At 54.5% G+C, this 25,114-nt stretch carries 28 protein-coding genes and 1 pseudogene; 26 read left to right on the top strand and 3 right to left on the bottom strand.

Translation table 11 applies throughout. From position 1 onward, the window contains the following. The coding region (locus tag MVK60_RS00810; RefSeq protein ID WP_297435476.1) for an NADPH-dependent FMN reductase at positions 1 to 140 on the bottom strand (140 nt) is incomplete at its 3' end. Between the two features lie 139 nt (positions 141 to 279). Between MVK60_RS00810 and MVK60_RS00805 the strand changes: the two genes are divergently transcribed. The 24 genes and pseudogenes from MVK60_RS00805 (at position 280) to MVK60_RS00695 (ending at position 21,918) form a co-directional block, all read left to right on the top strand. Further along, a complete protein-coding gene (locus MVK60_RS00805) occupies positions 280 to 849 on the top strand; it encodes a peroxiredoxin (RefSeq protein WP_297435472.1) in 570 nt (189 codons plus the stop codon). Between the two features lie 266 nt (positions 850 to 1,115). After that, entirely contained in the window at positions 1,116 to 1,973 is an 858-nt protein-coding gene (locus MVK60_RS00800; RefSeq protein ID WP_297435470.1) for an FTR1 family protein, read from the top strand. Between the two features lie 63 nt (positions 1,974 to 2,036). Next, positions 2,037 to 2,407 (top strand): annotated as a pseudogene (locus MVK60_RS00795) (CoA-binding protein). Positions 2,408 to 2,422: 15 nt separating this feature from the next. Continuing rightward, entirely contained in the window at positions 2,423 to 2,800 is a 378-nt protein-coding gene (locus tag MVK60_RS00790; protein ID WP_297435468.1) for a DUF302 domain-containing protein, read from the top strand. Positions 2,801 to 2,894: 94 nt separating this feature from the next. Next, a complete protein-coding gene (locus tag MVK60_RS00785) occupies positions 2,895 to 3,101 on the top strand; it encodes a heavy-metal-associated domain-containing protein (RefSeq protein WP_297435466.1) in 207 nt (68 codons plus the stop codon). A 29-nt stretch (positions 3,102 to 3,130) separates the two neighbouring features. Next, on the top strand, positions 3,131 to 3,319 hold the full coding sequence (locus tag MVK60_RS00780) for a YHS domain-containing protein (RefSeq protein ID WP_297435464.1): 189 nt from the start codon (positions 3,131 to 3,133) through the stop codon (positions 3,317 to 3,319). 218 nt (positions 3,320 to 3,537) lie between these two features. Then, positions 3,538 to 4,506, top strand: coding sequence for a PHB depolymerase family esterase (locus tag MVK60_RS00775; protein ID WP_297435462.1), 969 nt, complete (start codon positions 3,538 to 3,540; stop codon positions 4,504 to 4,506). 95 nt (positions 4,507 to 4,601) lie between these two features. Continuing rightward, positions 4,602 to 4,952 carry a helix-turn-helix transcriptional regulator gene (locus MVK60_RS00770; protein ID WP_297435460.1) on the top strand — a complete coding sequence of 117 codons (351 nt, stop codon included), beginning with the start codon at positions 4,602 to 4,604 and terminating at the stop codon, positions 4,950 to 4,952. A gap of 2 nt (positions 4,953 to 4,954) precedes the next feature. Then, complete coding sequence (locus tag MVK60_RS00765) at positions 4,955 to 7,030, top strand: heavy metal translocating P-type ATPase (protein ID WP_297435457.1); 2,076 nt, start codon at positions 4,955 to 4,957, stop codon at positions 7,028 to 7,030. A 60-nt stretch (positions 7,031 to 7,090) separates the two neighbouring features. After that, the gene (locus tag MVK60_RS00760; protein WP_297435455.1) at positions 7,091 to 7,288 is read left to right on the top strand and encodes a hypothetical protein; all 198 of its coding nucleotides are present in this window, start codon (positions 7,091 to 7,093) and stop codon (positions 7,286 to 7,288) included. A gap of 99 nt (positions 7,289 to 7,387) precedes the next feature. Continuing rightward, positions 7,388 to 7,543 carry a methyltransferase gene (locus MVK60_RS11200; protein ID WP_367270798.1) on the top strand — a complete coding sequence of 52 codons (156 nt, stop codon included), beginning with the start codon at positions 7,388 to 7,390 and terminating at the stop codon, positions 7,541 to 7,543. 154 nt (positions 7,544 to 7,697) lie between these two features. Next, positions 7,698 to 8,357 (top strand): corrinoid protein-associated methyltransferase CpaM, encoded by a 660-nt coding sequence (gene cpaM, locus MVK60_RS00755; RefSeq protein ID WP_297435452.1) that lies wholly within the window; start codon positions 7,698 to 7,700, stop codon positions 8,355 to 8,357. A 4-nt stretch (positions 8,358 to 8,361) separates the two neighbouring features. After that, positions 8,362 to 9,504, top strand: a complete 1,143-nt coding sequence (locus MVK60_RS00750; RefSeq protein WP_297435449.1) for an HgcAB-like fusion protein — start codon at positions 8,362 to 8,364, stop codon at positions 9,502 to 9,504. A 211-nt stretch (positions 9,505 to 9,715) separates the two neighbouring features. Then, positions 9,716 to 10,960, top strand: a complete 1,245-nt coding sequence (locus MVK60_RS00745; protein WP_297435447.1) for an NRAMP family divalent metal transporter — start codon at positions 9,716 to 9,718, stop codon at positions 10,958 to 10,960. 157 nt (positions 10,961 to 11,117) lie between these two features. After that, on the top strand, positions 11,118 to 11,615 hold the full coding sequence (locus MVK60_RS00740; protein WP_297435445.1) for a DUF302 domain-containing protein: 498 nt from the start codon (positions 11,118 to 11,120) through the stop codon (positions 11,613 to 11,615). A 148-nt stretch (positions 11,616 to 11,763) separates the two neighbouring features. After that, entirely contained in the window at positions 11,764 to 12,282 is a 519-nt protein-coding gene (locus tag MVK60_RS00735; protein ID WP_297435443.1) for a hypothetical protein, read from the top strand. Positions 12,283 to 12,291: 9 nt separating this feature from the next. Further along, entirely contained in the window at positions 12,292 to 14,115 is a 1,824-nt protein-coding gene (locus MVK60_RS00730) for a hypothetical protein (protein WP_297435441.1), read from the top strand. 10 nt (positions 14,116 to 14,125) lie between these two features. Next, entirely contained in the window at positions 14,126 to 14,722 is a 597-nt protein-coding gene (locus MVK60_RS00725) for a chromosome assembly protein (protein WP_367270797.1), read from the top strand. After that, the gene (locus MVK60_RS00720) at positions 14,722 to 15,327 is read left to right on the top strand and encodes a hypothetical protein (protein ID WP_297435437.1); all 606 of its coding nucleotides are present in this window, start codon (positions 14,722 to 14,724) and stop codon (positions 15,325 to 15,327) included. Before MVK60_RS00725 ends, MVK60_RS00720 begins: the two co-directional genes overlap by 1 nt. Before the next feature lie 91 nt (positions 15,328 to 15,418). Further along, positions 15,419 to 17,188: a serine/threonine-protein kinase gene (locus tag MVK60_RS00715; RefSeq protein WP_297435434.1), complete on the top strand. Its 1,770-nt coding sequence runs from the start codon at positions 15,419 to 15,421 to the stop codon at positions 17,186 to 17,188. A 2-nt stretch (positions 17,189 to 17,190) separates the two neighbouring features. Further along, positions 17,191 to 18,372: a 26S protease regulatory subunit gene (locus MVK60_RS00710; RefSeq protein ID WP_297435432.1), complete on the top strand. Its 1,182-nt coding sequence runs from the start codon at positions 17,191 to 17,193 to the stop codon at positions 18,370 to 18,372. After that, complete coding sequence (locus MVK60_RS00705; RefSeq protein WP_297435430.1) at positions 18,369 to 19,124, top strand: protein phosphatase 2C domain-containing protein; 756 nt, start codon at positions 18,369 to 18,371, stop codon at positions 19,122 to 19,124. The genes MVK60_RS00710 and MVK60_RS00705 overlap by 4 nt, the downstream gene beginning before the upstream one ends. Before the next feature lie 5 nt (positions 19,125 to 19,129). Then, positions 19,130 to 19,696, top strand: a complete 567-nt coding sequence (locus tag MVK60_RS00700; RefSeq protein WP_297435428.1) for a hypothetical protein — start codon at positions 19,130 to 19,132, stop codon at positions 19,694 to 19,696. A gap of 107 nt (positions 19,697 to 19,803) precedes the next feature. Beyond that, the gene (locus tag MVK60_RS00695; RefSeq protein ID WP_297435426.1) at positions 19,804 to 21,918 is read left to right on the top strand and encodes a heavy metal translocating P-type ATPase; all 2,115 of its coding nucleotides are present in this window, start codon (positions 19,804 to 19,806) and stop codon (positions 21,916 to 21,918) included. 55 nt (positions 21,919 to 21,973) lie between these two features. On the opposite strand, the gene MVK60_RS00690 is transcribed toward MVK60_RS00695, so the two are convergent. After that, a complete protein-coding gene (locus tag MVK60_RS00690; protein ID WP_297435424.1) occupies positions 21,974 to 23,332 on the bottom strand; it encodes an ATP-binding protein in 1,359 nt (452 codons plus the stop codon). 321 nt (positions 23,333 to 23,653) lie between these two features. Between MVK60_RS00690 and MVK60_RS00685 the strand changes: the two genes are divergently transcribed. Further along, positions 23,654 to 23,875, top strand: a complete 222-nt coding sequence (locus MVK60_RS00685) for an SHOCT domain-containing protein (RefSeq protein WP_246454701.1) — start codon at positions 23,654 to 23,656, stop codon at positions 23,873 to 23,875. A 149-nt stretch (positions 23,876 to 24,024) separates the two neighbouring features. Beyond that, a complete protein-coding gene (locus MVK60_RS00680; RefSeq protein ID WP_297435418.1) occupies positions 24,025 to 24,360 on the top strand; it encodes a hypothetical protein in 336 nt (111 codons plus the stop codon). 4 nt (positions 24,361 to 24,364) lie between these two features. Here the strand turns inward: MVK60_RS00680 and MVK60_RS00675 are convergent, their stop codons facing one another. Then, on the bottom strand, positions 24,365 to 24,964 hold the full coding sequence (locus MVK60_RS00675; RefSeq protein WP_297435474.1) for a TRASH domain-containing protein: 600 nt from the start codon (positions 24,962 to 24,964) through the stop codon (positions 24,365 to 24,367). Positions 24,965 to 25,114 lie beyond the last annotated feature (150 nt).

The following is a 25,114-nucleotide window of genomic DNA, read 5'->3' as shown; positions in this document are numbered from 1 at the left end:
GTGTAGGCCAGGAGGTAGTCCCTGACGTCTATAAGCTCGGCCTCCCAGCCGAGTGCCCCGGCCTTCTTCATGAGGTATTTCGCGACTTTCTCACTCTTCCGTCCTTCCCTTGCCGTTCCGAGAATTATCTTGACCTTCATCCTATCACCTGAATTGGTTCGCTTTTAAGATATTTAAATTTGTCCTTCAAAATGAGATGCTTCAGATTCTGAAACTTTTCACTTTGTTAGGCAAACCTATATAAGTTAGGCTCGCCAACATAATGCCGAGGTGAATCCCATGGTGAAGGTTGGAGAAATCGTCCCGGACTTCGAGGCCGATGCGTACCTCCCCGAGAAGGACGACATCGTGAAGGTCAGGCTTTCGGACTACAGGGGCAAGTGGATTGTCCTTGCCTTTTACCCGGCTGACTTCACCTTCGTCTGTCCGACGGAGCTTGAGGAGCTGGCCGACTATTATGAGGAGTTCAGGAAGGAAGGTGCCGAAATCCTCAGCGTTTCTACCGACACTGCCTACGTCCACAAGGCCTGGCACGACACGTCGCCAGCTATAAAGAAGATAAGATACCCCATGCTCGCCGATCCTGCCGGAAAAATCTCAAGGCTCTTCGGGACATACATCGAGGACGAGGGCGTTTCATGGAGGGCGACCTTCATAATAGACCCCGATGGGAAGGTCGTCCACATGGAGATGCACGACCTCAGCATAGGCAGGAGCGCGAAGGAGATCCTCAGAAGGCTCAAGGCTTCCAAGTACGTGAGGGAGCACCCCGGTCAGGTCTGCCCGGCGAGCTGGGAGCCCGGCAAGGAGACACTGAAGGTCAGCCTCGACCTAGTAGGAAAGATATGATGGATCTTTCCATTTTGTAAATTTTTCTACTCTATTTTTACCTAAATGCAGTCAGAAATTCTCCCCTTTTCCCAGATTTGGGAAGTCCTGCCGATATTCATGTCTGCTGATGTTCCCTTCGAACCCTTCTGGTTTGACACGTGGCATGTTTTGTTGAGGATACGGCATGCCTTCCGTCCATTTTACGAAACTTCGATTTGGCAAAAATAAAACTCATAAGCCACCCTATGAATTTTAGATTGACCTAAAAAGTTGGGGGTGAACCCATGAGCGTTGGTGCCTTCCTCATAACCTTCAGAGAGGCCCTTGAGGCGGCCATAATAGTGGCAATAATAATAGCCTATCTGAGAAGAACCAACCGGGCGAACCAGATAAAGGACGTGCGGATAGGGGTTATTCTTTCAGTTGGCGTCAGCGTCCTCCTTGGAATCGGCATACTGAAGTTCTATGGGGACCTGGCCGAGAAGGAGCTCTTTGAGGGCATTGCATCGTATCTGGCGGTGATAGTCCTAACCAGCATGATATACTGGATGGCGACCAAAGGAAGGAACATCAAAGCCGAGATAGAGAGCAAGGTGGGCAAGTCAATAGCCCCCCTGGCCCTAATAGGGTTCACGTTCATCGTTGTCTTCAGGGAGGGGCTTGAGACGGTTCTCTTCCTCACGCCCTTCATGACCCAGAACCTAACTGGGACGCTCCTCGGTCTTGCCGCCGGGCTGGCCGGGGCGCTCGTGCTGGCCTACCTGATATACTGGGTTGGCATGCGCATAGACCTTAGGAGGTCCTTTTACTACAGCTCAATCCTGCTGGTGTTCGTGGCGGCCGGCCTTGCGGGCTACGGCACTCACGAGCTTATCGAGTGGGCCGGGGAGGAGGGCTATTCCCTGGGCGTCTTTGCGAGCACCGCCTACGACCTCGGGATTCCGAGCGGAAGCATCTGGCACCACAAGGGAGCCCTCGGTTCAATCTTCGCAGTGCTCTTCGGATACTCCGTGAGCATGGAGTGGGGGAGGGTGATAGTTCAGTTCGGGTACCTTATAGTTGCCCTCTACCTCGTGCTCAGGGCCTACGGCAAGGGGCCGGCACTGAACCGCGAGAAAAAGGCCGCGGAGAGCGCGGCCTAATTTAACTATTTCGTCCAGCAATGCATAAAAAGCATGAAGCCTAGTTCACTAGTGGTGGAGAAAATGAACGCGAACGAATTCAGGAGGATAGCCCTCGTTGGAGCAAGCCCTAACCCGGACAAGTACGGCAACGTAATATTCAGGGATCTGCTTGGAAAGGGCTTTGAGGTTCTTCCGGTTAACCCCAAGTATGACGAGATTGAGGGCCCCAGGTGCTACAGGAGCGTTCGAGAGCTTCCGGGGAACGTTGACGTGATAGTTTTTGTGGTTCCGCCCCACGTTGGGCTTCAGGTCGCAAAGGAAGCCGTTGAAGCGGGTTTCAAAAGGCTCTGGTTCCAACCCGGTGCCGAGAGCGAGGAAATTAGGGAGTTTTTGGAGAGGCATGTGTGGAGTACAGCTTTGGAAGGTGCATAATGGTTGAAACTTCTGGCTGAAAGGAGGTGGCTGGCATGGAGTTCTACTACGTCAGGCGTTTTGACGAGGATCTAGACTTCCTCTGGGAGCGCTTCAAGAAAAAGCTGGAGGAAGCGGGCTTTCTGCTCATCGGTGAGCGCATCCCGGTAGCTATAACCGAGACGGAAAACGGGATAATAGCCGACTACCACCTTCTCTTCATCTGCCACAGCGAGCTCGTTGAGGAGCTGGTAAAGATAGACCCCAACATAGGTGCCCTGCTCCCGTGCACCGGCTTCGGCTACAGGACTGAGGAGGGCAACTACCTCGGCGTTACCCTGCCGAGCGTCGCCTGGAAGATCGCAGGAGAGAAGGTTGTCGAGCTGATGAGACCCATGGAAGAGCAGGTGAAGGCCATCATAGACTTCCTTTAATTTTCACTTTTGTCTATACGTTCGATTTCCGGTTTCCATTCTGGCAACGATAAGCCCCATAAGCTTTCGTCCTTAGTCATTATCGGTGATGCAAATGACCGAAGTCGTGTTGAAGATACCTAACATGAGCTGCAAGCACTGCGTTATGAGAATAACCAAGGCGATAGAGAGCGTCGGTGCCAAGGGAAACGTCAGCCTTGAGGAAAAGAAGGCCGTTGTCCAGTTCGACCCCGGAAAGGTTCGCCTGGAGGACATAGTCAGGGCCATCGAAAGGTACGGCTACGAAGTGGAGGTGACCTGAATGCCGATTGACCCCGTCTGCGGAATGGAGTGAGTGAGGACACCGGACTTAAGGCCGAGTACGGCGGGAAGGTCTACTACTTCTGCTCTCCTGGATGCAAGGCCGAGTTCGAGGCAAACCCGGAGAAATACATCGGGGGCATGGGGAGCCACTCCCATCACGGGCACCACATGGGGCACCGCAGGGGCGGCTGCCATCACTGGGGTCTGTCCTTTTGATCCCGTATGAATGACCGGCCGGCGCCATGAGAACCGGTGATTCTTCCACCTCAACTTTGATAGGGGCATTCGTTGCGTTTTTGGCTCTGGGTGAGTTCTTCATCCCAACGAAGGCATTCCTTGGAGTTATCTCCTTGCCGGTGTCTACTTGCTTTCCACCGAGCATCCCGCGGAAGGCTCTTATACAGGTTGGCATTAAACCTAGTTGAGGAATATTGATGGTGGAGACAAGGGGATGGACTCTTGCACTCATAGTACTGGTAGCCCTTCTTGTCGGCTCGATCGTCTATGTGGGGAGTTACAGGCCGGAGCGTATGTATCCCGGTGACCTCAGGGGAGAGATGGTGGTTGGCGGGCTGAAGAGGACGTACATAGCTCATTTTCCTCCAAACTTTTCGAAGGACGAGCATCTTCCCCTTTTGATAGCTCTCCACGGCGGCGGCGGGACGGGGTTTGACATGGAGCGTCTTACAAGAGGCGGTCTCAACACTATAGCCGACAGGGAGCGCTTCATCGTGGTCTATCCTGACGGGGTGGGTAGGCACTGGAACGACGGGCGGAACCTATCGCGCTACCGCGCTCAAAGGGAGGACATAGACGACGTTGCGTTCATATCGGCGCTCATTGACCTGTTTGTGCAGAAATCCGACGTAAACGGGAGCAGAGTTTACGTCACCGGAATGTCGAACGGCGGACTAATGACCTACAGACTGGCCTGCGAGATTCCTGAGAGGCTGGCGGCGGTGGCGATCGTCGGCGTTTCCATGTCAGAGAACCTGTACGATAACTGCTCCTCCAAGGTGCCCATTCCCATCCTAATAATCCTTGGAACAGACGACCCGATAGTCCCCTGGAACGGTGGTGAGCTCCGGTTTGGGCCGGTCAAGCTTGGACGGGTGGTTTCCATCGAGAATACCGTTGAGTACTGGGCAGCTAGGAACGGTTGCACTGTGAGGCACGAGAGGGAATACCTTCCGAACGCCGACCCCGAGGACGGAACCCGCGTCTGGGTCGAGAGATACTCGAACTGCAGTAATGGGGTTGATGTTATCCTGTACGGCGTTGAAGGCGGCGGCCATACGTGGCCGGGCGGTTATCTGTACCTCCCCCGGAGCGTTATCGGGAAGACGAGCAGGGACATAGACGCCAACGAGGTCATCTGGAAGTTTTTCTCAAACCATCCATAGTGATGGTCCCTTAACTTCACAGCACGTCCAGTATCCGGTGGTAGAAAAGTTTATAAAATATTTGCACAACTGCTCAAATGTAGGGGTGATGAAAAATGACGGAAGTGTGTAAAGTGTATAAGGAACATCTGGATAAAATACTGGAGGCACAGGCAAAAATTCCGGAGGAAGAGACCGTATTGGAAGTGGCGGACTTTTTTGACGCCCTCGGCAACCCGACGAGGCTTAAAATCCTGCTCGCGCTCATGGAGGCGGGAGAGCTCTGCACCTGCGACCTCTCGGCGATAACCAAGCTTTCAGTTTCGGCAATATCCCACCAGCTTCGCATCCTCAAGGATAGAAAAATCGTCACCTATCGCAAGGACGGGAAGAACGTCTTCTACCGTCTCGATGACGAGCATATAACCGAAATCCTGGAGGTCACGTTTGAGCACATGGAGGAGTGAAGATGCCAAAAAAACTCAAGCTTGAGGGACTCGACTGTGCGAGCTGCGCCTACGAGATAGAGGAGGCCCTGAAAAAAGAGGGCTTTGAATTCGCGCTGGTGAACTTTGCCACCAATGAGGCGGTTATAGAAGGCGACGTTGAGAAGGCTAAAGAGATAATAGAGAGGGTCGAGCCCGGAGTTAAGGTCATTGAGAAGGAGGAGCATGACCATGATCACGGACACGAGCACGGTGAAGGGGACCCCAGAAGGGCGCTCTACTTCATAATCCCGTCGCTCATGCTCTTTGGCATCGGGGTGGTGCTCCGTTATTACTACGGCATGGATAACGCCTTTGTGTTCGGAATCTTCACCGCCAGCTACCTTCTCGTTGGGTGGAAGGTTCTAAGGAGCGCCGTTGTTAATTCCATACACGGCAACCTCTTCGACGAGAACTTTCTAATCGCGGTGGCCACAGTGGGTGCGTTCCTCATCAGGGAGTATTCAGAGGGAGTTGCCGTCATGCTGTTCTACGTCGTAGGCGAGTTCTTCCAGGACATGGCCGTTGACAGGTCGAGGCGCTCGATAAAGGCTCTGCTCGCGCTCAAGGCTGAGTACGCGAACCTCCTGCAGGGAGATGGGGTAGTCCAGGTGAAGCCGGAAGAGCTGAAGGTTGGCGATATAATTCTGATAAAGCCCGGTGAAAAGGTTCCCGTTGATGGAGTGGTCATAGAGGGGACCTCGACGGTTGATACCTCCGCCCTAACCGGTGAGAGCGTCCCGAGGACGGTGAAAGAAGGGGAGGAGATTCTCTCCGGCATGCTCAACCTCAGCGGCGTCCTCAAAGTGAAGGTCACCAAGGAGCTGAGGGAATCAACCATCTCGCGCATCCTTGAGCTCGTCGAGAACGCGAGCGCGAGGAAGGCCAAGACCGAGAAGTTCATCACGCGCTTTGCTCACTACTACACCCCCGCAGTCGTCGGACTTGCAGCGCTCGTTGCCATCATTCCTCCGCTCGTCTATGGCGACCCGTTCTCAATCTGGCTGTACAGGGCATTGGTGCTCCTCGTCATCTCGTGCCCCTGTGCCCTCGTCCTCTCAATACCCCTCGGCTACTTCGGCGGCATCGGAAGGTCCGCGAGGGATGGAATACTCGTCAAGGGCTCCAACTACCTCGATGCCCTTCACGGGGCTACCGTTGTCGCCTTCGACAAGACCGGAACGCTGACAAAGGGCGTCTTCAAGGTCACGAAGATAGAGACGAGGAACGGCTTCAGCGAGGAGGAGATAATAAGGTTCGCGGCTTTAGCGGAGGCCAATTCAAGCCATCCGATAGCGAGGGCGATAAAAGATGCTTATGGAGGGGGTATCAAAGAAAACCTCATGGAGTACGAGGAGATAGCGGGACACGGCGTCAGGACAGAGATAAACGGCGTCGAGGTCATGGTTGGCAACGACAGGCTCCTCCACAGGTTCAACATCGAACACGACACATGCCGCGTCAAGGGGACGGTGGCTCACGTTGTCATCAACGGAAAGTACGCCGGCTACATAATAATCTCGGACGAAATAAAGGAAGACGCTCCCCTGGCAGTAAAAGCGCTCAAGCGCCTCGGCGTTAAGAAGGTCGTTATGGTAACGGGCGATAACAAGGACGTCGCCGCTGAGATAGCGAGGCATCTCAACTTAGACGGCTTCTACGCGGAGCTGTTGCCGGGGGACAAGGTTAGGGTCATAGAGGAGCTTGAGGTGGAGAAAGGCGATGGAAAGGTCGTCTTCGTCGGCGACGGCATAAACGATGCGCCTGTCCTGGCCAGGGCAGATGTGGGCGTTGCGATGGGGGCATTGGGCAGTGATGCGGCGATAGAGACGGCAGACGTTGTCATAATGGATGATAAGCCCTCCAAACTGCCACGGGGCATCAGGATAGCGAGAAAGACCCAGCGCATAGTGCGGCAGAACATAAACTTCGCCCTCGGCGTTAAGTTTGCCTTCATAAGCCTCGGAATCCTCGGAGAGGCTACGATGTGGGAGGCTGTCTTTGCGGACGTCGGCGTCGCTCTCATAGCGGTCTTCAACGCGATGAGGATTCTGAGGTGATGGATGCCGTGCCTCCGGCGTCCCTTTGGTTTTCCCAACATCCGGACGGGGTGAAAAAGAATGAGCGGGCTTTATGTGGTTCTCTTTGTTCTCTGGCTGGTGCTGGATGGGTATGTTTTTTCGGAGATAAAGAAAATCTACGAGAAGGGGAAAACTCTGCCCACTAATGTCGCCATCGCAGTGTGGACATCATACATACTCCACTTCGTTCTGATAGCGTGGGCCTCTTTAGGGGGGGCTCTGGACGGTGCCCATTAACGCAGCGGCTGCCCTGGCTGGCGGTCTTGTGGTTGCCGCTGTGGGGCTCATCACAATGCTCCCCGGCATACGGGAGTTACGTTCATTTAAGAGGGTGTCCTGACGGGACACATCGAGGCTCGTCACACCGGCATATACCGCTACAGCAGGAATCCCCAGAACCTTGGGCTGTTGTTAATTTTCCTGGGGATATCGCTCGCGGGCCGCTCTCCTCGCGCTTCTGCTCACGGCGGCGTTTGCCATCGGGTTCCATAAATACGTGGTTAAGCTTGAGGAGCCATACCTTGAGCGCGTGTTTGGGGGGAGTACAGGAGGTATAAGGAGAGAACCCCGAGGTATCTTGGGCTTCCAAAAAAGCCGGAGGAAGTTTAAAATACAGGATGAGCGGATTTTCATACAGGGAGTTCGGATGCCATCATATGTCCTCATGAGGATACTTGAGTCCTCCCCCGACAGATACGACAGGGGGATTGGAATCCTCACTCTGGGAAGGCTTGAGGGGGTCTATGAGAGACTTACATCCCGAATAAAGCCGGGGCAGAGGGTTCTTGACATAGGTTGTGGGACGGGAGCGCTAACGATACGTGCCACTATGAGGGGCGCACGGGTCAAAGCCATCGACATCAACCCGTGGATGCTTGAAATTGCGGGGAAAAAGGTAGAGGAGGTGGCACTCACGCATAGGGTTGAGCTCTGTGAGATGGGTGTTGCGGAGCTTGACACCGAGGCCGCGGAGAGCTATGATGCCGTGATGGCGGGGCTCTGCTTCTCCGAGCTGAGTGAGGACGAATTACGCTATGCCCTGAGGGAGATAATGAGAATACTGAAACCCGGGGGCCTCCTGTTGATTGCGGATGAGGTCGTGCCCCGCAGTCCGTTGAAGAGGGTTATAACACTCCTAATCAGGCTTCCGCTCCTTTTAATCGCCTACCTCCTCACCCAGATCACGACGGGGGCGATAAAGAATCTTCCCGAGAAGGTGGAGGGAGCGGGCTTTATCATGGAGTCCATGAGGCTGAGCCGGATGGAGGACTTTGTGGAGATAGTCGCGAGGAAGCCCGGGAGATGAGGATATGCTCCGCTACATGCTCATCAACATTGTGGGAACGCTTTTGAGGGGTTTTCCCCTCCCCTGCAAAACGGGGCTCGTCAGGGTAGGCAACCCCGGCAGGAATTCGCCCGTTTTCCTCACGGGCAACTACTGCGTAACGGTTGAGCGCGTGAGGAGGGTTCTTGAAAAGAGCGGTATTGACTGCTACCTCCTCATCGCCAACAGCAGGGGCATAAACGTGTGGTGCTCCGCGGCCGGCGGGCATTTCACAAACCATGACGTCATTTCGGCATTAAAGACGAGCGGAATTGAAAGGCTCGTGGACCACAGGCGCGTGGTGCTCCCCCAGCTTGCCGCGGCGGGCATAGAGGCGAAAGTAATAGGGGAGAGGACGGGGTGGAGCGTGATATGGGGCCCCGTTTATGCAGAAGATATTCCCAAATTCGTTGAAAATGGCTATAAAAAGTCCCCGAAAATGCGGGAGGTTGAGTTTCCGGCGGTGCAGCGGGTTGAGATGGCGGTTATGTGGGCGTTTCCCTTTTCAATAATCGTCGCTCTCCTTGCGTTCTTCCTCTGGCGCAGTGCTGTGCTCCCCCTTTTCATTCTCAGCTGGCTGCTGCCCTTTTTGATCTTCATCTCATTTCCCGTGTATTCCGGATTGCTGGCCCGTGGGAAGAAAAAAGCCGGATTGAGCAGATACACCGTTATCTTCGACTTCAGCAGGGTGCCCCTACTAATGGAGGGGGCTTTCCTCCTTCTCCTCGCGGCGTATGGTCTCTTCACGGGAAATTTGAGCTTTGGCTTCCTCCTACGCTGGGGTTTCGTGTCCTTCGTCATAGTCCTTCTCGTGAGCATCGATTTAATGGGTAGCACCCCTGTTTACAAGAGCGGCCTCCATGAGGAGCGCCTCTTAAGGGTGGCTCTGGACGAGGAAAAATGCACGGGCTGCGGGGTATGCGTGCAGGTGTGCCCGAGAAACTGCTATGAGATTGATGGAGTCGCCCGGATGCCCCGCGCGGGGAAATGCGTTCAGTGCGGTGCGTGCATCGTCCAGTGTCCCTTTGATGCCCTCTTCTTTGAGAGCCCCGACGGGAGGATAATCCCTCCGGAGACGATTAGGAAGTTCAAACTGAACCTCATGGGGAGGCGGCTTGTGAGGGTATAGTTGCATTTCAGTGGATGTAGCAGGGAACAAAATTACAAAGGGATAGTTTTTTGGTTTTTGGTAACCCCATATCCTTGCTTCTTTAATCTAAGCCGACGTTAGTACCTTCAATTTTCCATTGTGTATCAGTGAGGAATATATACTCATTGTGCAAGCGGTATTTGATTACCCTAATTAAATTCAGGGGATTTAAAAAACGGAGGCCAGAAAATTGGAGTACTCTCAAACATCATCGGGTTCTAAGAGCCGTCTGATCAGGATCCTGATGGTTCTTGGGCCGAGGATAGTCGTTATGCTCGCGGATACAGATGTGGGAAGCGTGATCACGGCGGCGCAGAGCGGGGCGGTGTGGGGGTATAAACTTCTTCCCCTGCAGGTCGTGCTCATCCCCGTGCTCTACATAGTGCAAGAGCTAACCGTCAGGATTGGCATCGTTACAGGTAAAGGGCATGGCGAGCTTATCAAGGAATATTTTGGCCCCCGGTGGGCATGGTTCTCGGTTGGTACTCTGACCCTGGCTTCTATAGGGGCGCTTATCACGGAGTTCGCAGGGGTAGGTGGGGTGGGACTGCTCTTTGGGATACCCCTTAAAGTCAGCGTCGGAATGAGCGTTGCGTTCCTTGCGGTAGTGGCCTGGACGGGTTCATACCGTTCGGTGGAGAGGATTGCGATTTTAATGGGCAGTTTTGAACTCGCGTTTGTTCTGGTGGCCATAATGGCCCATCCACGGGCATCCGAGATGATAACCGAGCTCACCCGGATACCATGGAAAAATTCGGCGTATCTGTACCTCGCTGCCGCCAATGTGGGCGCGGTAATCATGCCGTGGATGATTTTCTATCAGCAGTCTGCCATTGTGGAAAAAAGAGTGACCCTTCGTGATCTGCGTGCGGCCCGGGGAGATACTGCAATGGGGGCGGTGGTAACCCAGGTGATAATGGTGTCCATAATAATCGCAACCGCTGCCACCATCGGCCGTGAGCATCCTGGCACACCGCTTACCACCGTCCAGCAGATTACCAACGCCCTCATTCCAGCACTGGGCGGAAAGCTTGGAGCCGTGTTTTTTGCCCTTGGGATGGTTGGCGCGGCAATGGTTGCTGCCGTCGTGGTTTCACTCGCAATGGCTTGGGGACTGGGTGAGGTCAGCGAATACAAACATTCCCTTGAGTATCATCCATCGGAGGCACCTTGGTTCTATGTCATCTACACGGCTGCGCTGATCCTGAGTGGCTTGCTGGTTGTCTCGGGTACCAACCTAGTCGCCCTCAGCATCGGTGTTCAGGTCATGAATGCCCTGCTTCTTCCCATAGTTCTTGGGTTCCTATACCTGCTAGCGTTGAAGGCACTGCCTGACCGGTACAGATTGCGTGGAAAGTACGGAACAGTAATGGGGGTAGTAATCGTGGTAACGAGTGGGTTCGGAGTGGCGGCCGTGCTGAACACATTGCTCTGACCTCCTCTAGTTCCCCCTTTATACCTTATACGCCAGGGAGTCCGGGAAATTGTTCATTCTGTAAAATTTCCTACTTAAATATTTCAATTCTGGTAACGACAACCCTATTAACCGTACAGACTGAAAGGATATTGAAATCAAGAAGAGGTGATTTGAAATGAAAGGTGAAATGAATAACATGGGAAAAGGCGGTATGAAGGGCCGCCACGAGATGAAAGGTGGCTGCAAAGGCCACGGAAAGGGCATGCACAGAGGCCATGCCATGGAGAATGAGGAGTATGCATACGTGCGGGAGGTCGAGCTCGGATTTGACGAGACCGTTAAGCGGGTCAAGGAGGAGCTCAAGAAGGAAGGCTTCGGGGTTCTCAGCGAGATAAAGGTGGATGAGCTCTTCAAGGAGAAGCTCGACCTTGATATGGAGCCCTACGTCATCCTCGGCACCTGCAACCCGGAGTTCTCAAGCCGGCTCATAGGTGTCGACATCAACAGCGGTACCTTCCTGCCCTGCAACCTGGTGGTGTACGTGAAGGACGGAAAGACCTACGTGGGGCTTCTGCTCCCGACGGTCGCAATGAGCATAACCGGGAACGACGAGCTGCTTGAGGTCGCAGCGAAGGTCGAGGAGATACTGAAGGGCGTCGTTGACAGGGTTTGATTTTTCCCTGTGCATTCCTCCTATTTTCCAGTATTTTACAGAATGGAAAATTTTGAAACACTGTATTTTTCTCCAAATTGCCGAAAACGTTATATACTCCAAAGCTCCATTGATTCAACAAGTGAGTGAAAGTGGAGGGTGAACCGTCATGCCGCACCTGTTCATAGTTGGCTATGAGAACGACGCGGAGCGAAAGCGCGTTGAATACCTCCTTGACAAGTGGTCAAACCGCGCCAGAATTTCCAAGGTCAGGGGGATATCTTTCATAATAGATTCCAGTGACGTTGAGGGCTTTGCGGAGGAGCTCCTCTCAAAGCTCGACCCCCCGACCGAGGAGAAGGTTAGGGTGTACCGCGTGGAGCCCGAGGACATAGGCTCAAGGGTCTCCCCAACGAGGAGGGAGATTGAGCACCTGACCCGAGAAGAGCCGGTGGTGGTTCGAAAACTGCTGAAGTACGTCCTCTCAAAATTCGGTGCATACTACGTCTCCTCTGAGGGAAACGTCTCCCGATACAGGGCGTACACCAAAAAGGGGAGGATGGAGGTGGAGGTGCTGGTTGAAGAGAGGGATAACGGAACCGCCGTGGTCATAGCCATCGAGGGCTACGGCACCGCGGTTGAGGACATGGCGAGAAAGCTGGAGAGGGAGCTCTCCATCCTGCTGTGAGGTGGTACCATGGTGGTGTTCAACGAGGGAAACCCTGAATGCGTGAGGAACCTGCTCCGTCCGGCCGAGAGGGTTCTGCGTCAGGGCAGGGACGTTACCGTTGAGGACTTCGAGACCCGGAAGAGCCTCTGGGAGAGGATTCAGGACTCTTACTCGCGCTATCTCGAAGGCGAGTGCGGGGACTTTCTTAGGGACCTTGACAGCACGTTCAGGGCGAAGTTCGAGGCAGCACTGGCGGTTCTCGCGTGGAGCTTCTGGAAGAAGGGTGAGGCGTTTCCACCCGCAGAAAAGCGCTTCTCGGAACGCGAGATAGGTCTGATAGATGAGATACTGAAGTACAACGTCTTTGAGATAACGACGATGGAGGACATCCTCGAAAAGCTCTACCGCAGGGACGAGGAGACCCTCCAGCTCTTAAAGACATACTACCTCGGGGTGGACAGGTGGATAGAGGAGCAGCTCGAAGACCCCGAGATAAAGCTCCCCCTCCGCTACTACCTCAAGAGGACGTGGAAGAGCTACCGCGAGAAAATCGATGCCGCAATAAACGAGGCAAGCAAATACGGCTGGTTCAGGACGCTCATGGAGGAGTGGGAGCGCGAAAAGGCGGAGGAAGTTGAAGCAGTCAGGGAGAGCTGCGAAGCCAGGGTTGAGGAGCTGAAGAAGAGGATAGCCGAGATGGTGGAGTTCTTCGAGGAGGAGCGCAGAAAGCTTGAGGAAGAGCTGTCGGCATCGAGCCTGGAGGAGGTAGAGAGGCTCCGCAGGGAGAAAGAGGAGCTGATCGAGAGGTTCGAGCGCGAGAAGGAGGAGCTCGCCAGAAGGCTCATGGAGCTTAAGGACGAGGAGCTGAGGAAAAAGCTGGAGGAAGAGCTGACCCGCGCCAGAGAGGAGGCACTGCGCGAGGCGAGGCTCCTTGAGGAGAAGCTCAGGAGGAGGGAGCTCGAACTCAGGGAGAAGGAGATGGAGCTGAGGAAGAGGGAGCTTGAGCTTTCCGAGAAGGAGCGCCTGCTGAAAAGCAGGATAGAGGAAATCCTCGCGATGTCGGGCAAGGTCGAGAAGGGCTCCCGCCTGGTGCTCAGGGATGAGGCGAGGATCGGTGAGCTCAACTTCGTGGGCAGGATGAAGAGCAAATTCGCGGGAGAAGTGCGGCTCCTCGGCAGAACGTACTCCGTTGAAAGGATTGAGGAGAAGAAGGGCGAGGACACGGCGAGATTCGCCGGAAAGCTTGACGAGAAGTCCCTCAAGAACCTGCCGGAGAACAGGTACGTTGAGGTAGCCCTGAAGGAGAAGAAGCTCCTCGGGAGGAAGGAGAGGATACTCGTTAGGGGGATTTACCTGACGAGGGTTGAAAGGCTGGCGGAGCTGGGCCTCGACACCGACCCCCTCACCCTAGCGGAGGTCAACGTGCACCTCATCGATGCGAGGGACTCAAAGGAGAACGCAAGGACGATCCTCGTTATCGCCTCACCTCTCGGCTTCGAGGAGAGGGTGAGGAGGTACGTCTCGTCGGAGGACTTCCACAGGAACTTCTACTCGGAGAACGTCTCGCTGATACTCCTCGACACGGAGAGCGGTGAGGTAATCCACAACCCCAACGACCGCTACGCCAAGGCACTCGTCCCCCTGGTGCGCCTTGAGCTTGACGAGGAGATGTACGCAAAGGTCAGGGAGTGCGTGAGGAAAAAGCTTGAGGGCAGGGACTACCTACCGCTCAGCGAGGGCCTCGAATGCGGTGGCGAGGAGTACGTGAGGAGGGCGTTCTATGAAATCGCCCGTGAGGGCAACCTGGTGAAATACATAGATGGATTCGGACTCGTGCTGATACGGAAGTGAGGTGATGGTGATGGGAATACTCGACAGGTTTAGGAAGACCCCGATTGAAAAGCTCTCCCTCAGGGAGCTTCAGGAAGAGGAGATACGGCTGAGGAACAGGCTTGAGCGGACGAAGAAGGAGATAGAGCGCATAGAGAAGAAAAAGAAGCAGCTCTTCCAGGAGGGCATCGGGACGGACGTGCTCAAGAAGAAGATGCTCGCCCAGGAGATCAAGAGCCTCGACATGGAGCAGAAGCTTCGCTTAAGGGACTTCACGACTGCGCAGAAGCAGTACACCTTCGTCAAGAACCTGATAGTCGTCAAGAAGTACGAGAAGGAGCTTAGGAAGATAGGCCTCTGGGACAAGCTCTCCAAAGTTGAGCCTGAGCAGCTGGAAAGCGTGCTCGTCAAGGTGAGCCTCGACGGCAGGGAGTTCGACGAGATGGTCGAGAACCTGAACAGGGTCTTCGAGATGGACATAGCCGAGTTTGAGGGAACGGAGGACCAGACCGAGAGGGAGCTCATGGATGCATGGGCCAAGGTCGAGACGGGAGAGGCCGACGTTGAGGAAGTGACGGAGAAGATAGCCTCGCCCAAGCTGGAGAGGGAGACGGAGGAGGAGCTGTGATGGGGCTCCTTTCAAGGTTTTTCGGGAGGAAGAACCCCCTGGACATACCGATTGACCAGCTCAGGGAAAACCAGATCAAGCTCGACATGCAGATAAGGAAGATAGAGGACGAGATAGCCGAGATAGACGCCCAGATAGCGGCGCTGTTCCAGAGGGCAAAGGAAGCGAGGAGCAAAAGCGAGGAGCTCACCATAGCGACCAAAATTAAGACGCTGAACCGGAAAAAGCAGAGCCTCCAGAACACCCACGCCCAGCTCAACAAACAGCTCATGCTCGTGGCGAACCTGCTGATAATCAAGGAGAACGAGGCCATACTGAAGGGCACACCGACCTGGGAACTTCTCAGGAAAATGTCCCCGGAGGAACTCGAAAAGAACCTAGTCAGCATGCAGCTCGACGCCCAGAACCTAAATGAGAACCTCAACACCATGCTCGGCTACACCGACCAGGCCATTGGTGCCGGCGTCGAGTTCGAGGAGGACGAGGAGCTGGCGGAGATAATGAGGACGATACAGGCTGTGAAGGAGGGTGAGCTTGAGCCCGAGAGCGCGGCCGAAAAGGTTACGGGGGAGAAGGATAAGGGGGAGGAGGTAGTCACTGAGTGACATACACTCCGGAATGAACCTCCTCCATGAACTTGTCTTAAGTGAAAAACAGTCCCGCGCGGACTTTCAAAACGGCACCAAAAAGGGTTAAATGCCCGCCGGAACTGGTTGTCTCAGCGGGAATGGAGGGATACGCGTGCACATGGGGCACTGGTTCATGGACGACGACATCCTGGAGGGCCTCGTCAAGCTCTTCGTGTTTATAGTTATAATATCCTTCATCTTTGGGAGGGCGGCCGGATTCATAATATTCATCGTGATAGTCATGTGGTTTGGACACCTGATAAAACACCTGCTCAAGGACGTTTCGAAGTCGAGTAAACGGTACAAGAGGCGGTATCCCAAAACGGTTCCGCCAGTTCCTCCGGTACCGAAGGAGGACATGAAGGAGCTCCTCCGCAAGTCGGTGATAATCGAGCTTCCCCCCAAGGTCCACGCTGGTGAGGAGATACCCCTCAGGATCGGCTTCAGGAACCTGCTCAGGGGCACCATAAACGTCGAGATAGACCTCGGCGACCTCTCCAGGCACCTCGACCTCAGCTCCACGAGGGTGTACTTCAGGGCCGTCAGGCCCGGGGAGTACGTCTCCCAGACCGTCACCGCCGTTCCGAGGGGGCGGGGCAGGGTCAGCGCCAAGGTCGTGGTTCGCTCCGGCATGGTAAGCGCCAAGGTGAAAGTGAGCACCGAAATAATCGAGAGACCGAAGATAGAGCCCAAAACCCCAGTTCCGGCCCCGGTCCCGGTTCCCGCCGGGAATAGGCAGGATTCTACCGGCGGCACCCCCCGTACCCCACTGGAGGAGCTCTTCGCGAGGTACAGAAAGGTTGAGCCCATCGGTGAGGGCGGCTTTGCAAGGGTCTACCGTGCGGAAAAGCACGACGGGAGCGTCGTTGCCCTAAAAGTCCCGCTCAGTCTGACGGAGGAGGGGGGCAAGACATTCCTCAGGGAGGTAAGGAACTGGTCGCTCCTCAGCCACCCGAACATAGTTGAGCTCTACGACTACAACATCTTCCCCCTCCCCTATCTTGAGATGGAGTACTGCGAGACGAGCCTTGCAAAGCTCGAAAAGCCCCTCAGCCCCGAAAAGGCGGCGGGGATAATCTTCGACGTTGCGGAGGGCATCAAGTATGCCCACTCAAAGGGGATAGTCCACCGTGACCTCAAGCCGAGCAACATCCTGCTCAAGGGCGGGAGGGCCAAGGTGAGCGACTGGGGGCTCAGCAAGCTGCTCAAGGAGAGCAGGACGACCCACACGGTCAGCTTCACACCGCTCTACGCCGCTCCGGAACATATAAGCTCCCGCTTTGGAGGAACAGATGAGAGGACCGATGTGTGGCAGATAGGCGCAGTTCTCTACGAGCTTCTGACTGGAAGGCCTCCCTTCGAGGGGGAGGACTTCGTCGAGGTGGCGTCGAAGATAACCCTTGAGGAGCCAGTGCCGCCGGGTCAGCTCAACCCCAACGCGAAGCCCCTTGAGCCGGTCGTGATGAAGTGCCTCGCGAAGAACAAGGAGGAGCGCTACCAGTCGGTGGAGGAGCTTCAGAGGGATTTGGCCGAGTTCCTCGGGAAGAACTACCGCGAGAACCTCAGCAGAAGCGTTTCGCTCAACGACCTGTCGAGGAGCGCCTACTACGCGGGTGAGCTGTTCCTCCTATATCTGAAGCTCAACGACCTTGTTAATGCACTCAAGTATGCCGACGACCTGGCGCACTACGCGAGAGGAGAGATGAGAAAAGAGCTGTTGGCCCTGAGGGAGCAACTCAGGCTCCGCCTTGAGAACGGCCTCGACTTTCCGGAAGAGCTGGTCGAGAAGGCGGAGATAATCGTCCACAAGATAAAGCTTGGATTCGGGGGGGTGTGAGGATGCCTGTTGACCTTTCAGGGCCCCTGCTGAACGAGTTTGAAAGGGCCAAGAAGGAGTTTGAAAGGGCTGTCGCCGCGGGAGACATGGAGAGGGCGAAAAAGAGCGCCCTCCGGTGTGCCTCCATACTCAGACAGCTGGCCAGGCACGTCCCCTACAACGGGGAGCTCTACCTTAAGAAGGCGAAGAAGTGGGAGGATGTGGCCGGGCAGATAGAGAGGGGTGAATACGGCCGAAAGGCCGTTGTAGGCGCCGAAGGAAAGAGCACGACCCAGGAGAAAGACGAGGAAGACCAGTTCAGGGAGTACGTGCTGGGGCTTATCTCCAAGTCACGGACGACGTGGGACGACATAGGCGGCCTTGAGGACGTCAAGCTCCTCATGATGGAGACGGTCGTGATAGCGGCCCTTAAAAAACCCGCCGCGGTTCAGCCGTGGAGGGGCATACTACTCTTTGGGCCTCCCGGGACGGGTAAGACGCTCCTCGCCTCGGCCGCCGCCGGGAGCTTAAACGCCACCTTCTTCAACGTTAAAGCGTCAAGCGTCCTGAGCAAGTACTTCGGCGAGTCGAGCAAGATAATAAGCGCCCTCTACGAGGTCGCGAGAGAAAAAGCCCCGAGCATAGTGTTCCTCGACGAGATAGACGCCCTGACCACGAGGCGTTCAAACGACACCAGCGAAGCCACCCGGAGGATGCTCTCGACGCTCCTCACGGAGCTTGAGGGCTTTCACGGGGAGGGGAATGAGAAGCTCGTCCTCACGCTTGCCGCCACAAACACCCCCTGGGATTTAGATGAGGCGGTGCTCTCGCGCTTCCCCAAGAGGATTTACGTGCCCCTGCCGGACAAGGAGGCGATCAAGGCGATAGTGAGGATACACACTGAGGGGCTTGATATTTCGAGGCTCGACCTCGACGCGATAGCGGAGGAGAGCGTGAGGCGTCTGTACTCTGGCAGGGACATCAGGAACCTCTGTCAGGAGGCTATATGGAACATGATACGCGAGGAGAACAAAGACCTCCACAGGCTTGCCGGGCTTCCCTTCGAGGAGCTGAGGAAGCGCTCATTGAGAACCCGCCCGCTTGAGATGAGGGACTTTGAGGAGGCGTTCAGGAAGATAAAGAGCCCCCTGACGAGGAAGGACATCGAGCGCTATGAAAAGTGGGGGGAGGAGTTCGGGGGATGACTGGGGGACAGGCTTACCCTGGGATTATCTCCACCGGAATCGAAGGCACCGTCTGGGGCATCTCACATCCCGGCGGGAGGGAGCGGAACGAGGACGCGCTCCTTATCCTGCCCATCGGCGACGCCTGTCTCCTGGCCGTTGCCGACGGCCTTGGGGGACACGAGGGGGGTGAGCTGGCCTCGAAGGTGGCCGTTGAAGCACTCCGTGAGACCTTTGAGAGGGGCTATACACGCGGCATGGGGGTGGAGGAGGTAAAGGGTCTCCTCCTAAGGGCCTACGAGGATGCCCACCGCAGGATAGTGGAGATATCACCCGGGCCGGGGAAGATGGGCACGACGCTTACCGCTGCCTTCGTGAGGAATAGAATGGCTGTGGTAGCAAACACCGGCGACAGCAGGGCCTATCTTGTGCGGGAGGGGAAGATAATCGCGAGGACAAGGGACCACTCGGTGGTTCAGGAGCTCATTGAGCGCGGGGTCATTAGTGAGGAGGAAGCCAGAGAACATCCCATGAGGCACGTCGTTACAAAGGCCCTCGGCGTTGACCTTGGGATTGACACATACGTGTGGGAGCTGAAAGCCGGGGATGTCCTGCTTCTCAGCACGGACGGGCTCCATGACTACATCGATGAGGGGATTATAAGAAAGCTTGCCTTCGAATCAGACCCCCGGATGGCAGCGGAGGCGCTGATCGGGGAAGCCCTGAAGGTTACCGAAGACAATGTAACTGTCGTCGTGTTTAGGGAGGTGTGACGGTTATGGTCAAGCTCTGGAAGTCGAAGGAGGAGAAGGAGATTGAGAGGAAGATACGCATGAGGAAGGCCAAGATGGCGTTGAAGCAGTACATCAACAACCTCGAAAATTTGAAGCGTAAGATTTTCCTCCAGGGGAAGGAGGCGGCGAAGCTCGGCGACGAGGCACTCCTAAAGAGGAGCGCCATGAAGTACCTTGCCCTTGAGGAAAGGATAAAGCAGGCAAAACGCTTACTCCTCCTTATGGAAGAAGCAGAAATCCAGAGGGAGCTGGTGAAAGTCTCAGCCGACTTCATACAGTTCAGCAAAGATGTTGTTAAGAGCATAGCCGAAGGGCCGGGGGCGGAGGACGTGGCAAAGATGCAGGTCGAGTTCGAAAAGGCAATGGGCAAGGTCAAGAACCTTGAGGAGGCGCTGAACACGATGATAGACCTGACGAGCGAGAGCATCCTGACCGGTGAGTTCGACCTCGAAACCGTTGAGATGGCCGAGGGCCTGATGGTTTCATCCGCTGAGAAGGAGTTTGAACCTGCAAAAAGGCTGGGGGAAATCGAGAACACGATGAGGGAATGAGCTCTGGTTCCCTTTTCTTTTGTTATGATCTGATCTTCATCACCTTTCAATTTTGGATAAAAAACGGTTAAGTACACCAAGAACAGAGAGTCTTTTATGGTGTTAACGTGAAAGAGAAAGAACATCACGATGAGATGGAAAGAGTCCCCGAAATGAAGAGGATGGAGCATGGAGAACACGTCCATGAAGGTGGACATGGAGAATACGGGACGCACGAAGGGCACGAAACGACCGCCCGTGGGGAACACGCGGGCCACAAGGGACATGGGCACTCCCATGCCGAGCACCACAGGATGATGATGGAGGACTTCAAAAAGCGCTTTATAGTCTCCGTGATACTGACGGTCCCAATCCTGATCCTGTCACCGCTGATACAGAGGTTTTTGGGCTTTGAGCTGACTTTTCCCGGTGACCACTACGTTCTCTTCGGTCTTTCGGCCATAGTGTACTTCTACGGCGGCTGGCCGTTCCTGAAGGGCATGGTGGATGAGCTGAGAAAGAAGCTCCCGGGCATGATGACGCTGATAGCCCTGGCAATCACGGTTGCCTTCTTCTACAGCGCGGCGGTAACCTTTGGCCTGCCCGGAAAGACCTTCTACTGGGAGCTGGCAACGCTTATTGACATCATGCTCATAGGCCACTACATCGAGATGCGCTCCGTTCTCGGCGCTTCAAGGGCCCTGGAGGAGCTCATAAAGCTCATGCCGACGGAGGCACACCTCGTAACGCCCGAGGGAATAAAGGACGTTCCGGTCAGCGAGCTGAAGAAGGGCGACGTCGTTCTCGTCAAACCCGGCGAGAAGATACCCTCCGACGGCACCATAGTCGAGGGTGAAACGAGTGTAAACGAGGCCATGCTGACGGGTGAGTCGAAGCCGGTCTACAAGAAGCCCGGCGATGGGGTCATCGGCGGTTCCATAAATCTCGAAGGGGCCATAAAGGTCAGGATAGAAAAGACAGGAAAGGACACCTACCTGATGCAGGTCGTTGAACTCGTCAGGCAGGCGCAGGAGACAAGGTCAAGAACCCAGGATCTGGCAAATAGAGCGGCTTTATGGCTTACGCTCATAGCAATAACCGCAGGAACGATAACCCTCGGCACATGGCTTTACTTCGGGGAGCCCTTTGTCTTTGCAATTGAAAGGATGGTTACGGTCATGGTGATCACGTGCCCGCACGCCCTTGGCCTGGCGGTTCCTCTCGTGGTTTCGGTCTCAACCTCAATCTCGGCGAGAAAGGGGATACTGATCAGGAACAGGGAAGCCTTTGAGAGGGCGAAGGACGTGCAGGTTGTTGTGTTTGACAAGACAGGGACGCTCACTGAAGGAAAGTTTGAGGTTACGGAGATAATCCAGCTGGGCGAGCTTGGAGATGAAGAGATTCTGAAGTACGCTGCTGCCCTTGAGTCCCAGTCAAGTCACCCGATAGCCCAGGGAATAGTCGAAAAAGCTGAAGAACTCGGCCTTGGGACCTACGAGGTCAGCGAATCGAAGGTTCTTCCGGGCAAAGGTGTCCAGGGCGTCATCAACGGAAAGGAAGTCCTCGTTGTGAGCCCCGGCTTCTTGAAGGAAAAAGGTCTGTGGGGAGAAGACGAGCGCGTCAACAAAGTCTTGGAGCAGGGCAAGACCGTTGTCTTCCTGGTTCTTGATGGAAAGCTCGCAGGTGCTCTGGCTTTAGCGGACAGGATAAGACCCGAATCGAGGGAGGCCGTTGAAAAGCTCCACGAGATGGGCATAAAAGCTTACATGCTCACCGGCGACAACGCCAAGGTTGCGAAGTGGGTTGCTGAGGAGCTCGGCCTCGATGGGTTCTTTGCAGAGGTCTTGCCCCACCAGAAGTCCGAGAAGGTCAAGGAGCTTCAGGAGCAGGGTTACACGGTGGCAATGGTCGGCGACGGTATAAACGATGCCCCGGCGCTGATACAGGCGGATGTTGGAATAGCCATCGGAGCGGGGACGGATGTTGCAATAGAGAGCGCGGACATAATCCTCGTCAGGAACGACCCGCGGGACGTCATAACGGGCGTACACCTCGCAAGGGCCACATACAAGAAGATGGTTCAGAATCTGGCGTGGGCAACGGGCTACAACACATTCGCCATCCCGCTGGCGGCGGGTGTGCTATACAACTACGGCATACTCCTCAGCCCGGCGTTCGGAGCTTTGCTGATGAGCATGAGCACGGTGATAGTTGCCATCAACGCGAAGTTTTTGAAGGTCTGATGGTGAATATCTGGCCTTTTATATTCTTTTTCTTGTTTCCTTAACAACTCATCCGCTATTCTTGAAAGTCCCCCATATCAAAGGCCAGATAGTCTTCTTCTCTCAGCTCTTTCTTTTCCGCAAGGTGCTTTGCAATCAGCCCGTAGCGTTTTTCCTTTCCATCGATGCCCACTTTCTCGCTCTTCTCCTCAAGTTTCTTTAGGGCCCTTAGGGCGTCCCGATAGGACAGGTTCTTCCACTTGACCTCAAAAAACGCAGCTTCATCCGTTAGGCTGTTGATAGCGACGAGGTCTATCTCCTCCTTTTTGTCCCACCATCTGCCTATCTTCGTGAACCTGAAGGGAAGCCTCCCCTTCGCGTTCAGCATTATCAGGAACTGTTTCGCTATCTCTTCAAAGACCTCGCCGAGGTATACCTTGAAGTCTTTTCTTAGGTCATCGAAGCTTATGGCCCCAATTTCAATGTCATCCCTGTAAGGGTAAACGAAGCGGAGCCAGAAGCGGTAGTAAAAATCCTTCACGCGGTAGATTCCAAAGCGCTTTCTTTCCCTCACCGTCACCGGGAACTCCCTGTAAACCAGATCAAGGGTTTCGAGCGTCTTTAGGTACTTCGGCAGGTTCGTCACGGCCACCTTCGTCTCGTTGGCGATCTCTGTCAGCTTCGTTTTCCCCTCGTTTATCGCCCTCAGGATGTTCAGATAGGTCACGGGTTCCCTCAGCTCGTCCTTCAGGAGCCTCTCGGCGTCTTCGTAGAGCAGGCTCACCTTGCTGTAAAAATTCCGCTGGATGTTTTCCTCTACGCTCAGCGAATCGTCGAAGTACCGGAGGTAAGCGGGGATGCCGTCTATGGTGCCGTAAACCTTCACAAGCTCCTCCCATGAGTAGCGGGGAAACGCCTCCCCCAGGTGGAAAAAGCCGAGGCTCGATAGTTTTATCTGGGCCGTCCTCCTCCCGTAGAGCGGGTTTTTGTAGCTCATGAGGCTCTCCATAGTGGCTATCGACGAGCCGAGGAGGATAAGCATTATCCTGGAGTCCTTGAGAATCTTGTCCCAGATGTACTGGAAGACCGATGGAATGGATTTATCCTCCTCCACCCAGTAGGGAAACTCATCGATTACAAAGACGAGCCTTCCGAAGTTTTTCACTTCCTCAAAGAACTCTTCCAGATTCCTGGCCTCGATGAAAACGTTGAACTTCCTGTTGAAGCCCGTGACCAATCTCTCAATCTCAAGCTCCATCGGCTCCTTTCTCGCCAGGAAGTAGAAGCTGGGTTTGTTTTTCATGAACTGCTTTACAAGCTCGGTCTTTCCAATCCTTCTCCTTCCATAGATGAGCACGAGGTGTGCCCTGTCCTGGGCGTATAGTTCTTCGAGGGCATTCAGCTCGAACTCACGGTTGATAAATTTTAGTATCATGATATTAAATATCACGTTATTAAATTTAAGCCTTTCGGCGGAAGGCGTTGCCGACTTTGTCTTATACCACGGAATAATCCGGCGATTAAAATTGGTTGACGGGGGTTGGATGACTATATCGACGCGAAGTTTTTGAAGGTTTGATGGCCTCTTTGCTTTATCTTTTGCGAAAATCTTTCTGTATCTCCTCCCCTTTTGCCAACAATAAGCCCTATAGCCTTTACCACTGAGTAGTATGTGGGGAGATCAAAATGATGTTCGAAAGTTTAGGGAGCCAGTTCTTGGCCCCATGTTGGAGAAGGAGAATGGGGGTGGCATGAGATGATGGGATTCGGCTACTTTGGAATCTTTGGGGCGATATTCATGCTCCTGTTCTGGGTGCTGATAATCGTTGGAATAGTCTGGTTCATTAAATGGCTGGTTGAGCAGGGCTCTGGGGGAAGCAAGAAGAGCGCCCTGGAGATACTCGATGAGAAGTACGCACGGGGCGAAATAGACGACGAGGAATACGAGAAGCGACGGAGAAAGCTCCTTGAGGGATGAGTACCTTTCATTTTTCAGCTTTCTTGGTAATTATGGTTTCCTTTCCGAAAATTTTCGGGGCTTGAATTTCCAGAATGTGAGCAATAAATAAGCCCTATATCCCACCGGGCGAATGCGTATATGGAAAACAAAATTTGAGGTGATGCAAAATGGAGTGGAAGTACCTGTTTATCGGGCTCCTCATCGGAGCGCTCATAGCCCTTCCGCTTGGAATGGCCCACACGGGGGGATTCGAGACAACCGAGAGAACCGGCACGCGCTGGGGCTTTGGCCCCATGAGCGGCTACGGCATGCACGGCATGATGGATGATGAGATGTACGCGGAAATGGAGGAGCACATGGGGGATGGTAACCTCATTGAGATGCACGATGAGATGGAGTCTGCCATGGAAGACTACATGGCCAAGTACATGGGCGACGGCTGGAAGGAGAGGCACGAAGCCTGTGAGGAAGCCATGGGAATCGAGGAGGAAGGCGAAGAGTAAGCCCTCAACTGTGCTCGTGGGCATGTTCCGCTTTTTCTTCTTTTAGCTTGAACTTCTCTATGTTCTCCCTCGTCTTCTTGAACTCCCTCAGGCAGGTCGGGCAGCAGAAGAAGTAAACCCTGTTGTGGTACTTATACACGATGGGCTCCCCGACGATCTCCTTGCCGCAGTAGTCGCACTTGAAGGGAACCTTGACCCTTGGGGGACTGGGACGCTCTACGCTTTCGAGAATGGGCATTATCTCGATAACCTCGAACCCTGCACCCTCTATGACTTTTCTCAGCGCCTCCATGTTCTCAACGGCTATTTTTATGAGGTACTTCCTGCTCGTGAAGCGGTTTATTTCGATGATCTCCTCAAACTCGCTCATCTTTTCCGGACTGTCCGTCTTGACTATGAGGGCGACAACGTTGTGAGCCCTGAGCAACTCCGGGTTCAGCTTTACGGTATATCCAAGGATCACCCCTTCCTTCTCAAGCTTTTCAAGCCGGGATTTGACGGTCGGCCTGCTGACACCGAGCCTTTCCGCAAGCTCCGAGATGCTCAGCCGGGAGTTGTCCATGAGGAGGTATATAAGCTTCAAATCCAGTTCGTCCAGCCTCATTTCTTTCACCATCCTAATTTAGCCTTCAAACTATAAAAATTCTCTGGTTGGGCTTTTCAGATTGTAAAAAATAATCCCCATAAGTCCTCAAGCATAGTAAGTAACGGTGGAAGAAATGGAGCTTACGTTGAAGGTTAACGGCATGACCTG

The sequence above is a fragment of the Thermococcus sp. genome (assembly GCF_026988555.1).
GTDB lineage: Archaea > Methanobacteriota_B > Thermococci > Thermococcales > Thermococcaceae > Thermococcus.
This window is presented reverse-complemented; position numbering and strand designations above follow the sequence as displayed.

Bases quoted from the DNA above. Each gene is read 5' to 3' on its own strand.
- MVK60_RS00805 (WP_297435472.1), top strand. From the start codon at position 280: ATGGTGAAGGTTGGAGAAATCGTCCCGGACTTCGAGGCCGATGCGTAC.
- MVK60_RS00800 (WP_297435470.1), top strand. From the start codon at position 1,116: ATGAGCGTTGGTGCCTTCCTCATAACCTTCAGAGAGGCCCTTGAGGCG.
- MVK60_RS00790 (WP_297435468.1), top strand. From the start codon at position 2,423: ATGGAGTTCTACTACGTCAGGCGTTTTGACGAGGATCTAGACTTCCTC.
- MVK60_RS00785 (WP_297435466.1), top strand. From the start codon at position 2,895: ATGACCGAAGTCGTGTTGAAGATACCTAACATGAGCTGCAAGCACTGC.
- MVK60_RS00775 (WP_297435462.1), top strand. From the start codon at position 3,538: ATGGTGGAGACAAGGGGATGGACTCTTGCACTCATAGTACTGGTAGCC.
- MVK60_RS00770 (WP_297435460.1), top strand. From the start codon at position 4,602: ATGACGGAAGTGTGTAAAGTGTATAAGGAACATCTGGATAAAATACTG.
- MVK60_RS00765 (WP_297435457.1), top strand. From the start codon at position 4,955: ATGCCAAAAAAACTCAAGCTTGAGGGACTCGACTGTGCGAGCTGCGCC.
- MVK60_RS00760 (WP_297435455.1), top strand. From the start codon at position 7,091: ATGAGCGGGCTTTATGTGGTTCTCTTTGTTCTCTGGCTGGTGCTGGAT.
- cpaM (WP_297435452.1), top strand. From the start codon at position 7,698: ATGCCATCATATGTCCTCATGAGGATACTTGAGTCCTCCCCCGACAGA.
- MVK60_RS00750 (WP_297435449.1), top strand. From the start codon at position 8,362: ATGCTCCGCTACATGCTCATCAACATTGTGGGAACGCTTTTGAGGGGT.
- MVK60_RS00740 (WP_297435445.1), top strand. From the start codon at position 11,118: ATGAAAGGTGAAATGAATAACATGGGAAAAGGCGGTATGAAGGGCCGC.
- MVK60_RS00735 (WP_297435443.1), top strand. From the start codon at position 11,764: ATGCCGCACCTGTTCATAGTTGGCTATGAGAACGACGCGGAGCGAAAG.
- MVK60_RS00730 (WP_297435441.1), top strand. From the start codon at position 12,292: ATGGTGGTGTTCAACGAGGGAAACCCTGAATGCGTGAGGAACCTGCTC.
- MVK60_RS00725 (WP_367270797.1), top strand. From the start codon at position 14,126: ATGGGAATACTCGACAGGTTTAGGAAGACCCCGATTGAAAAGCTCTCC.
- MVK60_RS00720 (WP_297435437.1), top strand. From the start codon at position 14,722: ATGGGGCTCCTTTCAAGGTTTTTCGGGAGGAAGAACCCCCTGGACATA.
- MVK60_RS00715 (WP_297435434.1), top strand. From the start codon at position 15,419: ATGCCCGCCGGAACTGGTTGTCTCAGCGGGAATGGAGGGATACGCGTG.
- MVK60_RS00710 (WP_297435432.1), top strand. From the start codon at position 17,191: ATGCCTGTTGACCTTTCAGGGCCCCTGCTGAACGAGTTTGAAAGGGCC.
- MVK60_RS00705 (WP_297435430.1), top strand. From the start codon at position 18,369: ATGACTGGGGGACAGGCTTACCCTGGGATTATCTCCACCGGAATCGAA.
- MVK60_RS00700 (WP_297435428.1), top strand. From the start codon at position 19,130: ATGGTCAAGCTCTGGAAGTCGAAGGAGGAGAAGGAGATTGAGAGGAAG.
- MVK60_RS00690 (WP_297435424.1), bottom strand. From the start codon at position 23,332: ATGATACTAAAATTTATCAACCGTGAGTTCGAGCTGAATGCCCTCGAA.
- MVK60_RS00685 (WP_246454701.1), top strand. From the start codon at position 23,654: ATGATGGGATTCGGCTACTTTGGAATCTTTGGGGCGATATTCATGCTC.
- MVK60_RS00680 (WP_297435418.1), top strand. From the start codon at position 24,025: ATGGAGTGGAAGTACCTGTTTATCGGGCTCCTCATCGGAGCGCTCATA.
- MVK60_RS00675 (WP_297435474.1), bottom strand. From the start codon at position 24,964: ATGAGGCTGGACGAACTGGATTTGAAGCTTATATACCTCCTCATGGAC.